General features: G+C 33.3%; 6 protein-coding genes. All 6 read left to right on the forward strand.

What is annotated here, in order from left to right; translation table 11 throughout:
- Positions 1-127 precede the first annotated feature (127 nt).
- The gene (locus IR213_RS15155; protein ID WP_194313143.1) at positions 128-451 is read left to right on the forward strand and encodes a DoxX family protein; all 324 of its coding nucleotides are present in this window, start codon (positions 128-130) and stop codon (positions 449-451) included.
- An 88-nt stretch (positions 452-539) separates the two neighbouring features.
- Positions 540-1,514 carry a zinc-dependent alcohol dehydrogenase family protein gene (locus IR213_RS15160; protein ID WP_194313144.1) on the forward strand — a complete coding sequence of 325 codons (975 nt, stop codon included), beginning with the start codon at positions 540-542 and terminating at the stop codon, positions 1,512-1,514.
- Between the two features lie 536 nt (positions 1,515-2,050).
- Complete coding sequence (locus tag IR213_RS15165) at positions 2,051-8,215, forward strand: choice-of-anchor D domain-containing protein (RefSeq protein ID WP_194313145.1); 6,165 nt, start codon at positions 2,051-2,053, stop codon at positions 8,213-8,215.
- Positions 8,216-8,533: 318 nt separating this feature from the next.
- A complete protein-coding gene (locus IR213_RS15170) occupies positions 8,534-10,657 on the forward strand; it encodes a T9SS type A sorting domain-containing protein (protein ID WP_194313146.1) in 2,124 nt (707 codons plus the stop codon).
- A 386-nt stretch (positions 10,658-11,043) separates the two neighbouring features.
- The gene (locus tag IR213_RS15175; RefSeq protein WP_194313147.1) at positions 11,044-11,385 is read left to right on the forward strand and encodes a T9SS type A sorting domain-containing protein; all 342 of its coding nucleotides are present in this window, start codon (positions 11,044-11,046) and stop codon (positions 11,383-11,385) included.
- Between the two features lie 574 nt (positions 11,386-11,959).
- On the forward strand, positions 11,960-13,812 hold a 1,853-nt coding region (locus tag IR213_RS15180; protein ID WP_449404265.1), incomplete at its 3' end, for an HYR-like domain-containing protein.

Raw genomic sequence — 13,812 nt, forward strand, 5'->3', positions numbered from 1 at the left:
GATTTTGTTCTCTCTTAATAAATCTGGATGCTTTTTTTTGTAGTCATATTTTCAAAGTTTTAATTATCTTTGAAAGGTACAAAATCAGCGCGAGAGCTACCGAAGGTTTAGTTCAACACTGGTTACATTGCCGGCACTATTATTAATTATTAGTGCTTTTGCAAAATTTGCTGGGGCACAAATTATTGTTGATAATCTTACTAAAGCTGGAATTATCCCTTATTTTCCATTGCCTTTACTGGGTTTACTAGAAATTAGTTGTGTCATACTCTACTTGATTCCTAAAACTTGGAAAATTGGTTTTTTCTTACTCTGTGGTTATTTAGGAGGAGCCGGTGCGATTGAAATATCACAACATCTAGCTCCAACAGGTTTTATTTTGCTGACAATTGTTTGGATTGGTGCTTATTTAAAAAACCCAGAACTGTTTTTAACAGCAATTAAATCATAATAAAGATAGAAAGGAAAGAATATTAAAAGTTTGCAACCGCAAAAAATAAAGTTCTTTCCTTTTAATAAATAAGAAAAAAAGCTATAGTATGAAAGCCGTAACATTTAAAAATACTGGGGAACCAATTGAAGTTTTAGAAGTTCAAGAAATACCTCTTCCTGAACCTAAAATTAATGAAGTAAGGGTTAAAATTTTAGCGAGCCCAATTAATCCATCAGATATTCTTTTTATAAAAGGTGTGTATCGCTTAAAACCTGAATTTACTCAAACTGCAGGTTTGGAAGGAGTTGGAATTATTGACAAAATTGGAAAAAATGTAAACCTTCCGTTGAACACTTTAGTTGCTTTTAGGCATAAAAATGTCTGGGCTGAATATGGCATCATTCCTGTTGAAAAATTAACGTTACTTCCAGCTGATTTTCCAATTGAAAAAGCAAGCCAATTCTCATTAAACCCTATTACAGCATTTGCTTTATTAGATGAGGCTTCTGTGCAAAACGACGAATGGCTATTAATAACTGCTGGTAGTTCTTCGATTTCAAAAATGATAGTTCAATTAGCAAATAGGAAAAATATAAAAACTATTGCTGTTGTTAAAAATGAAAAAGATTTAATAGAATTGCAAAATTTGGGTGCAACAGAAACCCTCATTGATAATAGGGAGAATATTGTGCAAAAGGTTCTTAAAATAACGAATAATAAAGGTGTCAACTGTATTTTAGATGCTGTAGGCGGTCAATTAATCTCAGAACTTTTAAAAAGCATGGCTTCAAATGGTCAACTTATTACCTTTGGTTTATTGAGTTCTGAAAATGTTGCATACCATAATTCTACTATAATTTTTAAAAACATTACCATAAAAGGTTTCGGTATAGATAATTGGCTTGCCAACATTACCATTGATAAAAATATTGAGGTATACGAATTTTTAATTGATACGCTTGCTGATCCTGAATTTAAAATGCCTGTAGTTGCAAAATTCAATATATTTGATTTTAAAAAAGCAATACAATTATTTCAAGTGGGAAATAATCCGGGCAAAATTTTATTATTAACTAATTAATCATACTTTTAAAAGTTATAAATAATAGCAGATTTTAACAATTAAACTTTATTCAATTAAAAAATGCACTCTTAAAAATTATTTTTATCTTTTTCCCAACAAATTGCATTTATTAATTGAATCTAGTAAGTCTATTATTCAAAAAAACGAAACTAAACACTAAAGAAAGTACTATTGAAAGTTCGAAATTTGTTAATCAGATTTTGATTGTCAAAATTGTTTCTGATGACAATAAAATAGTCAATTAAAAATATTTTTCCAAAAAAAAGCATTTCAAGTTCAATATTAAATTAAAATCAAAAATCCTTTTCAAACTTAAAATCATTGAGTTTGAAGAGGATTTTTTTGTTTATAATCTTAATACAAAATTAATGTTTTTTCTTATATTTTATAAAATAAAATGCATTTTATCGATTTTATAAGTATTTAATCTATTTATTTTATAAAAATAAATACTTTTATGTCTTAGAATAAGTTTGTGCCCCAAATTTATTTTTCCAGAATAACTTTGTAAAACGATTATTAATAATAACGTTATGGAAAAAACTACCCTACATTTTAAAAATTCAAACTTCATATTAGGATTACTATTAATAACTTTGCTATTTATAAATAAAGCAAATGCACAGGTTAGCCTTAATAACCCATCTTTATCCATATCAACTTGCTCATTCCCTTCAATTTATTCACCTTTAGGAGACATAATAATAACAGAAGGAAGTAATAGTGACTTTTCAGGTGGATCTAACCTTACTATAATTCTTACAGCTCCAACAAATTTTCAATTTAACACTTCAGCCTCTCTAACTGTTACTGGAGCTGGGGCATCAAAAAATATTTCGTCAGCAGTTGCAACTGTAGACTCGTCCGCACAGATTACAATAACATACACCTGTTCTGGAGCAAATAAAACTGATGCTTTGACCATTTCAGGAATACAAATCAGAGCAACAGCTTCAAGTTCTGTAAACATGACCAGAACAGCAGGAACAGGAGCTGTAAACGGGTTAGGAACTGGTGCAATATTAGCATCATTAACTTCAACATTATTAACAGTACCTTCACAACCTAGCGTAATTACAGGAAATGCTACTCCATGCTCTGCAACCTCACAAAATTATAGTGTTACAAATGTTGCCGGAACAACATACAATTGGAATTTTCCTGTAGGTTGGTCACAAACTGCCGGAGGAACAGCCAATTCAGTTACTGTAACTACCAACGGAAATTCAGGAAACATTACGGTTACCCCTTCAAATACCTGCGGTACTGGAATAGCACAAACTCTAGCGGTAATACCAGTTACAAGCCCAACTATTACAAGCACAACACCTAACTCTATTAATGGGTCGGGAACAGTTACTTTAGGAGCCGCAGCTTCAGCAGGAACTATTTCGTGGTTTGCAGCATCTTCGGGAGGTAGTGCATTAGCAACAGGTTCAAGTTTTACTACTCCAAACATATCAGTAACTACCACCTATTACGTAGAAACAAATAATGGTTCTTGTTCCTCGGCACCACGAACAGCAATAATAGCAACTGTAAATCAACCTGAAATAAACATTCAAGGAAATGCTGTTTCAATTGTTGATGGCGACATTACTCCTTCTACGGGAGATTATACAGATTTTGGCGGCACTTATATTGGGTCTGCAAATAATGTAACTTATACCATTCAAAATACCGGAAACTCCCCTTTAACAATAGGTGCTATAACTTTTTCAGGAACTAATGCTGCTGACTTTACTGTTATTGGATTACCAAGCTCTACAGTAGCTGCCAGTAGCTCTACAACATTTACAGTACGTTTTTTTCCTTCATCCGCAGGAGTGAAAAACGCAACTATGTCGATTGTAAATAATGACAGTAATGAAAATCCTTATGATTTTGCAATAAAGGGAACCGGAATAGATTTAGGCACAGCCCAAGAAATACAGATAGAAGGAAATGCAACGGTTATTCCAGATAATGGTGTATTAACTTCAATTAACAATTGGACCATTTTAGGAGATACATTTGTTAGCACAGCAATTACAAGAACCTATACCATTAAAAACACTGGTACAACTACATTAACCATCACTAATCCAATTACTTTTTCAGGTGGAAATGCTAGTGAATTTACTGTAACTACAGCTCCAAGTACATCTATTGCTGGAGGAAGCTCTACAACCTTTGATGTAAAATTTACTCCGTTAGCCGCAGGTATAAGAACAACAACAATAACTATTCTTAATAATGATACAACAGAAGGTACATATGACTTTGCTATTCAAGGAAATGCTTTCACTTCAGTTGCAACTCCCGAAATTGATCTACAAGGAAACAATATTTCAATAGCTAACGCAGACATCATTCCTTCAGTCAATGACTGGACTGATTTTGGTTCCATACAAATTTTAACAAATCCACAGACAAAAATTTTTACAATACGAAATTATGGAGGCAGTAATTTGAATTTAACGGGAGCACCATTAGTTTCTATATCAGGAAGTGCTGATTTTGTATTAACAACTACTCCTACTACTCCAATTGTAAGTTTAGGAGGAACAACATTCTCTGTTCAATTTAATCCAAGTAGTTTAGGAATAAAAACCGCAACTGTAACCATTGCAAATAATGATCCTAACGAAGCACCATATACTTACGCCATACAAGGAACAGGTATTCAAACTTTTTTTGACAGTGACGGTGATGGTGTTTATGATAACGTAGATATAGACGATGATAATGATGGTATTCGTGATATAACTGAGGAAGTAAACTGCAACAATTCTAATGGGCACAAAGTAGATTATAAATTCTTATATGAAACCTTTGGAACTGGATTAAGAACCACTATAAACACCACTTATGCAGCTACAACCACTTATGGTTACCAAGATGCAACTACACCTACAATTATTGAAGGCAGTGGTTTAACAACTGATTTAAATGATGGAAAATATACTGTAGGATCAAGCGCACAAATATCTTCTTGGGCAAATCAATTTTGGTATAAAGGTGCAGATCATACGGGAGATGTTGGCGGTAGAATGGCGATATTCAATGCTTCATACACGCCCGGTATTTTCTATACTGCATTAATTTCTGGTGCTTTACCAAATATTCCCATTACCTATAGTTTTTGGGTTTTAAATATAGACAGAACTGATGCGCCAAGTATTGGAACAAGGCTAAGACCCAACATTAGAGTAGAATTCAGAGATATTAACGACAATGTTTTACAAACGGTAAGTACTGGTTCTATTGCCCCAACTACAAATGGAAATCTATCCGGAGATTGGTATCAATTTACGGCTCCTTTAACTTTTAGTGTAAGTACTTTCAAGGTAATTTTCATCAACAATGAAACAGGTGGTTTAGGGAATGACTTGGCATTAGACGATATTCTAATTACCCAAAAATTATGTGACTTAGACAATGACGGAGTTGCTGACGTGTTCGATTTAGATGCAGATAATGACGGCATACCTGATGTTGTTGAAGCTGGTTTAGGAAATCTTAGCAATGGGAAAGCAAAAATTGATGTGCCATGGATAGATGTTAATGGAAATGGTTTACTTGACAGTGCTGAACCTGCAGCATCATTAAAAGCATTAGATTCTGATGGCGACGGTATTCCAAATTACATAGATTTAGACAGTGATAATGACAGTCTTTTTGATGTAGATGAATCAGGTGTTGGAAATTCAAATGCTGTTACAGGATTTGTAAATGGTGATGGTGACATTACTGGTGACGGAAGAGGTGATGGTCCAGAATCGGAGACTTTCAGAAGTAAAGACACAAACGGTGATACGGTTATAGAAGGTTTTGGTGATGGAGTATTGGATGTGTATGACTACGGAACCGGAAGTACTTTTAGTAGCCAATACGGAAATTTATCTCAAGGAATTGCAAATGCAAATCCAGCGACAACCTATCTAAAAGACACAGATGGCGATGGAATTCCTGATTATATTGATCTAAAATCAAATGGAGTTACATTTGATATTGCCAATACTTTAAAAATTTATGATTATAAAACTCTGGACACTAACAATGACGGAATTATTGATAACCCAACTGACATAGACAAAGATGGAATTGCAGATATTTTTGACACAGCGGTAACTCCAGCATATTTTGGTTCACCAAGAGATATGCACACTAAACTATTTCTAGACTTCGATGGCCGAAATGATTATGGACAAAGCACGGCAATTCTAGGTGGTTTATCCAATGCTTCTCTTATGGCTTGGATTGATTTGAATCCTGCTTTTTCAACCGATGGTGTCATTGTAGGTCAGGATAAATTCCAAATTAGAATTACAAGTGCAAAAAAACTGGAAGCAGTTGTAAACGGAACGACGCTTACTTACAATACCGTTTTAAATGTTTCTCAATGGTATAATGTAGGTGCTACTTATGACGGATCTAATATAAAATTGTATTTGAATGGCGTTTTGGTAGGAACTCAAGCTAAAACCGGAACTATTTTGGCAGATGCTTCTCTACTTACTCTTGGAAGAAATCCTATTGCGAGCGATAAATTCTTTAAAGGTAAAATTGATGAAGTTCGCGTCTTTAATTCTGCTCTGACAGATTCTCAATTGCAAAGAATGGTGTATCAAGAAATTCAAAATAATACTTCCGAAATTAGAGGGTTTGTTGTTCCAAAAAATATTGCAACATCACCCGCTTCTTTGCCTTTCGCCAATTTATTGCGTTATTACAGAATGGATACTTATAAAGACGATATTATTGATGACTTAACAACTCCAGCCGTTGATTTAACCGGAGCAAAAATCTACAATCATAAAAACATTTATGTACAACAAGCGCCAATGCCTTTTATTACAGAAAGAACCGGAGATTTTGCAACAGCAGTAAATAGTCCTGCAAATGAGGTTAGGGGATTAGATATTATGGATAATGATTATTCAATAGTAAAAGTAAAACACAACATTACCGAGACTTCAAATGCTATTGATTTAGGAATGTTTGTAGATCCTGGAGTAAATATAATAATGAATAATGATACAAAAATCCAAAATGATTGGTATCTAAAATTAGACGGAAAAATAGACTTAGTTGGAAAATCACAATTGGTCCAAACTACTGAAAGCGACTTGGATGTCACAAGTGCCGGCTCGATAGAAAGAGACCAACAAGGACAGTCAAACATTTACAATTACAACTACTGGAGTTCTCCTGTAAGTCCAATAAACAACACTAGCAACAACACTAATTATTCCATAAATGGTGTAATGAGAGATGGGACTAATCCGGCTTTACCAGCAAATATCAATTGGGTTAGCGGATATGACGGAGCACCAACGTCGCCAATTAGTTTAGCCATATATTGGCTGTATAAATTTGATGATTATGGAAATGACTATTTCAATTGGATCCAAATAACAGAAAACGATCTATTCAGAGTTGGTTTAGGGTTTACGTTAAAAGGGAGCGGTGCTTCAGGAACACAAAACTATGTCTTTACGGGAAAACCAAATAACGGTTTGATAACTTCAAATCACGTAGGGGATGACCAATTGTTGTTAACCGGCAATCCTTACCCATCTTCATTAGATGCAGAAGAATTTATTAAAGATAATTTAAAAGATTGCATTGGTTGTAGAGCGAGTTCAAATATCATTGATGGCACTTTATACTTTTGGGAACATTATCCCACTAACCTTACCCATGATTTACGAGATTATCAAGGTGGTTATGCCGAAAGAAATCTAGTTGGTGGATTACCCCCTGCCGCACCTATATTAATTAGCGGATTGGGTTCCAGCACAAGAATTCCGGGAAGATTTATCCCAGTCGGACAAGGATTTTTTGTAAATGGATATATTGGTGGTGGTGGAAATGTTACCTACAAAAACAGCCAAAGAGCATTCCATAAAGAAGATGAAGTTGGAGTTTCAAATATTATGTTTAAAACTGCGGTTAGTACTAAAAATCCAAAAGGCTCAACAAAGAACAATAATGATCCAATAAAAAATGATGATTTTATGAAAATTCGACTTGGCTTCAATTCCTATAATAAATACCACAGACAAGTTTTGTTGGGATTTATGAATGAAAAAGCAACAAGCGCAATGGATTATGGCTATGACGGATTAAATATAGATGATTTTCCAAATGATATGTATTTTATAAATGGTGAAAACCAATTAACAATTCAAGGCGAAGGTTTTTTCAAAGAAGACGCATCCTATCCTATTGGCGTAAAAACGGATGCAAAAGGGAAAATAGCTTTTATGGTTGATGATTTAGAAAATTTTGGTGAGAATCAGAAAATCTTTATCTATGATAAAGAAACCAAAATATATCATGATATAAGAAAACAATCATTTGAAATCCAGATTCCCGAAGGAACATTTGACACCCGTTTTTATCTATGTTTTAAAGATAAAAAGGAAAGTCATGACGAAAAAGACGATGATAATGACGATGTGGACATTAAAACAAAATTTACACAATCAAACCGTACTTTGAAAATTGCTAATACTAAGACTGATACAACCGTAAATTCAGTATCACTTTACAATATTCTAGGTCAGTTTATTACTAAATGGGACGTAATAAAACAAGATCAAGCTAACATCCAAATTCCAATACTAAATATAAATCCAGGTGTATATATTACAAGACTTAGCACTTCAAATGGAGAGATTAGTAAAAAAGTAATTGTTTTCGATGAATAAAACAAAAACGGTCTGAAACTAATTTTTTTAGTTAACATCTCGTATACAAATAACCTCCAGCTAAAATATTGAGCGAGGAGGCATTTTGTGTTTACAATTCTTACTTTCAAATTTTTCTTTATGCCTCTTTAGTAAATATTATATCTTTTTTCTTATAAATTTTAATTTAATTATGTATTTTATCGATTAAATGTATATTTTAATCGTTAATTTTAAAAAATATAATTACTTTTAATTATAGAATTTAAAATATAAAATATTAGCTATTTTACTTAAAATTAGAAAAAAAGTACTCATTTACCCTTTTTACAAAAAAAATTGAAAACAACTACCAACCAAGCAATAAAAAAATATCTTACTTTAGGGTGTCTTTTTATTGCTTTCTTGGGATTTGCACAAACCATTACTATTAGCCCCAAAAATCCTACTATTTGTGGGGAGGATAATGTTTTAACAATAAATGCCAGAGGTGGAGCTATTACTTGGAGTTTTGTAACACCCGTTGATGCCTACATTAATAATCCGCCCACAATTCTTTATACTAATCAACAAGTCAGCACTATATATTTAAAACCTAATTTATCACAATTAGAATCTTGCAACTTTATTATTAAAGCAAATGCGACCTTAAATGATAAATCACAAATTTCTCAAATTATAACTGTAAAAAATAATACCAAAGTTTGGCGTGGAGGTTCCAATACAAATTGGAACAATCCAAACAATTGGAAACCTTATGGCATACCAACCGAATCAAATTGTGTGGTAGTAAATGAAAACGTCGTGATTTCGAAAACAAATTACAATGCTTACGCAAAAAATATAACTGTTAAATCTATTGGTACTCTTGAAATACAAACAGATAATAACCTGAGAGTGACAGACTGGATTAATGTAAATCCTGGTGGTATCTTTAATATCCGAAACAATGCCAGTTTAGTGCAAACTAATGATAATGCCAATTCCGGGAAAATAAGGATAGAAAGAATCACACAACCAATGAGTTATTATGATTATACTTATTGGAATTCACCTGTAACATTAGCTTCCGGATTTACTTTAGGGAGTCTTTCCCCTCAAACACTAACTGATCTTTGGAGCTATAGTCCAACAGTTTTGGGTGGTAGCGGAAATTGGTTAAACCTAACCCCCTCAACAGTTATGGATCCTACTAAAGGGTATATAGTAAAAGCCCCTGACACTTTTTCGAGCAGTACCACTACAAAAGTAACTTATACTGCAACATTTGTTGGAACGCCTAACAACGGAACTATATTAACACCAGTATCTAAAGGTACAAATGCAAACATAGGTGGATTAGTCGATGACGAAGATGACGAATGGAATCTTATAGGAAATCCATATCCTTCTGGAATAGATGCAAAAAAATTCTTGGATTTACCTGAAAATTTATCAGTTATAGACGGGACAATATATGTCTGGACACAAATTTCACAGCCTACAACTACCGTTAAAGATCCTTTCTACGGCGACTATGTTCTAAACTATACGTTAAATGATTATGCAAGTTTCAACAAAACTGGTGCTACGGGAACAGCTTCTTCTGCTACTAATGAAGTAACAACTCCCACTGGTTTCGTTGCAACGGGGCAATCGTTCTTTGTAAAAGCAGCAACAACAATGGCAAATGGCACAACAAAAAATGTAACTTTCAATAATAGTATGAGAATTGAAGGAAAGAACTCTGATTTCATTGAAACCAGTAATAATGCTAAAAACACAATAATTGAAGAAAAAAACAGAATTTGGTTGAATCTAACCAACAATTCTGGCGCTTTTAGCCAAACGTTAATAGGTTATATTACTGATGCAACACAAGGTTTGGATAGAGGATTTGACGGAGAATCTTTTAGTGGGAACAATGTTACGTTCTACTCTATTATTCCAGAAGCAAAACTTACTATTCAAGGACGTGCGTTGCCATTTGATGCAAATGATACTGTAATTCTTGGATACAATGCTGCCAAAAAAGGGAACTATTCTATTCGGATTGATCATTTAGACGGGATTTTCGAAAGTCAAAGTATTTATCTAGAGGATAAAGATCTTAATGTCATTTATGATTTAAAACAAAAACCTTATGTTTTCAGTACTAAAGTAGGAGATTTCAACAACCGCTTTGTGCTTAGATATGGAGGAAAAACATTAGGTGTAGATAAGAATAATATTAAAGATAGTGATATAGAAATAAGTTATATTAAAAACAGTAACAACCTCATAATCCACAATAATTCATTAGATACAACTGTAGAAAAAGTAACTCTATTCAATATCCTTGGTCAATCCATTTCAACCTGGAAAATTGAAAATCAGGAACAACAAAATATTCAAATTCCAATTAAAAGCATCAGTTCAGGTATTTATATTGCCAAACTGAAAACTTTAGAAAGCGAAATAAGCAAAAAAATTATTATTAACTAATAACATCCAATTTTGAAAAAAATATTTAGCACAACCATTGGGTTTATTATGGATCCACGAACATTTTTAATTCTTTTGTATGGTTTCTTTTTTATTTACTTATTATTAATTTTAGACACTTGTCTTAAATAAAACTAACCTTTATTAAAAATATAAACTGTCTTTTTAGGCAGTTTTTTTTTGGCCTAACTGAAAAAATATTAACTTCAACAAAATGCTAAAAAAACCAGAAAACAATAATTTGAAAAAAAAATATTTGTTCTCTAATCTAAATTAACCCGTTCAGAAAGCAACAATAACAATCCTATAACAAAAGATAACTTTATAAAATTTGTTTAGGTTTTAATCCTAATAATGGATACGATCGTCAAGTATTATAAGGGGTTATGAATGAAAAAGCAACTTTCGACAATCGTTTTGTTCTTAGATACAGTAACAATAATAATAAAACGCTGAGTATTGATGAGAATAACATTAACAATAATGATATAAAAATCAATTATATTAAGAATAATAGTATCATTATGATTAATAATAATTCAATGGATGAACCGGTTCAAAAAGTAACTCTATTCAATATCCTTGGTCAATCCATTTCAACCTGGAAAATTGAAAATCAGGAACAACAAAATATTCAAATTCCAATTAAAAGCATCAGTTCAGGTATTTATATTGCCAAACTGAAAACTTCAGAAAGCGAAGTAAGCAAAAAAATTATTATTCCATAAACCGAAATTAACATAACAAATAACTAGACGAAAGCTATCTGAAATGATAGCTTTTTTTTGTATAATTCCAAATGGGTATAGCAAGTCGTATACTCTTTTTATCGAATACCCCATAAAAACATAAAGCACTGTATATCAATTATATTATTTTTAATGGCAACGAAATTTTTCTTTAATTTATGTGCAAAAAATATTTTTAATAAATTAATATGTAAGATTTTACTTTAAAGATTACAAATCAACATGTGTTTTAGCTGTTTTTTTTGCCTTTTATCGATTATATATAAATAATTCCTACATTTATGACGGGTAAAAATTAAAAAAACTCCGATAAACGTATTTTTGTATTAAAATTCTTATTTTTTAAAGAAAAAAAATACGATTAGAATCAAATAACAAAAAAATGAAATGTTAAAAAAAGCTGTTTATCGATTAAACAAATACGTTTATCGAAAATAAATTTTAATTTAATTAAATGTTTTTATAAATGCTTAATTTTGAAATAAGTATGTGTTAACCAATAGATCAGATAAGGCTTAAACTATGAATTATTTGATTTAAAAATGTGAATACTATGAAAAAAAAATACTCTTATCAATATCGAGATTTACTTTCTCTAATTAAAATTAAAAAAGCCATAAATAAATCAAATATATTTGTTTTATTATTAGCTGCTTTTTTTCTTGTTGGAACAAGTTTTACTTTGAAAGCACAATCTGACATATATGAGAGTTATGCTATATTAAACATTAACGGAGGTGGCAATACTTTTTATGATTTACAAGCATCAACGGCAAATCCTAATTTTCAAGGCGCGAATCTAGGTGCTTTTTATTCAGGAAATACTCTATTATTAAATGGGGCACAAAATAAAACTTATAAATGCGCAACTGATCAAATTACAAATCCAACCAACTTTTATTACCGGATTTATAAAACTACTGATGCCCCACCTGTATTTTTAGGTTCAACAATTTTTTGGATTTCTGATGATGGTCTAACCGGTTTAAATTGCGGGGGCTCAGATCAAAATCAGACTTGGCAATCAGTAGGCGCAAACATAAATGTTCTGAATGGCCTTACATCTGGTTATTATTATTTAGAAATTTACACAGCAGCTGATTACACATATACGGCAAATGGCGGCGGTAGCTCCACGCATACTGCAAATAATGGTGGCTCAAATTATAAAGCAACTTTTACAGTAGACAATCCTCCAACTGCAGTTTGTGCAAACTATACAGCCCAACTGGATGCAACGGGTAATATTACAATTAATGCTACGGAAATTGATGGAGGAAGTACAGATGATTTTGGTATAGCTTCACTTACAGCTTCGCAAACAACATTCACTTGTGCCAATTTAGGAGCAAATAGCATTACATTAACTGTCACAGATTCTAGTGGACAAACTGATACCTGTATTGCTACAGTGACAGTGGTTGACAATCAAGCTCCGACCTTTACTTTGTCGCCAGCGAGTTTAACCATTGCCTGTTCTGCAAGCAGTTTGCCTGCCGCAACCAATGGCTCGGCTACCGCAACCGACAATTGTGCCTCTCCTACAATCGCCTTTTCTGATGTAGTTTCTGCTGTAAGCGGAAACAATAAAACTATCACCAGAACCTGGACTGCTACTGATGCTAATGCCAATGTCAGCTCATATGTTCAAACCATCACCGTAACCGATACTCAAGCTCCAACCTTCACTTTGTCGCCAGCGAGTTTAACCATTGCCTGTTCTGCAAGCAGTTTGCCTGCCGCAACCAATGGTCCCGCTGCTGCAACCGACAATTGTGCCTCTCCTACAATCGCCTTTTCTGATGTAGTTTCTGCTGTAAGCGGAAACAATAAAACTATCACCAGAACCTGGACTGCTACTGATGCTAATGCCAATGTCAGCTCATATGTTCAAACCATCACCGTAACCGATACTCAAGCTCCAACCTTCACTTTGTCGCCAGCAAGTTTAACCATTGCCTGTTCTGCAAGCAGTTTGCCTGCCGCAACCAATGGTCCCGCTACTGCAACCGACAATTGTGCTACTCCAACTATTGGTTATTCTGACGTGATTTCTGCAATAAGCGGAAACAATAAAACTATCACCAGAACCTGGACTGCTACTGATGCTAATGCCAATGTCAGCTCATATGTTCAAATCATCACCGTAACCGATACTCAAGCTCCGACCTTCACTTTGTCGCCAGCAAGTTTAACCATTGCTTGTTCTGCAAGCAGTTTGCCTGCCGCAACCAATGGTCCCGCTACTGCAACCGATAATTGTGCCTCTCCTACAATCGCCTTTTCTGACGTGATTTCTGCAATAAGCGGAAACAATAAAACTATCACCAGAACCTGGACTGCTACTGATGCTAATGCCAATGTCAGCTCATATGTTCAAATCATCACCGTAACCGATACTCAAGC

Source organism: Flavobacterium soyangense (assembly GCF_015277675.1).
GTDB lineage: Bacteria > Bacteroidota > Bacteroidia > Flavobacteriales > Flavobacteriaceae > Flavobacterium > Flavobacterium soyangense.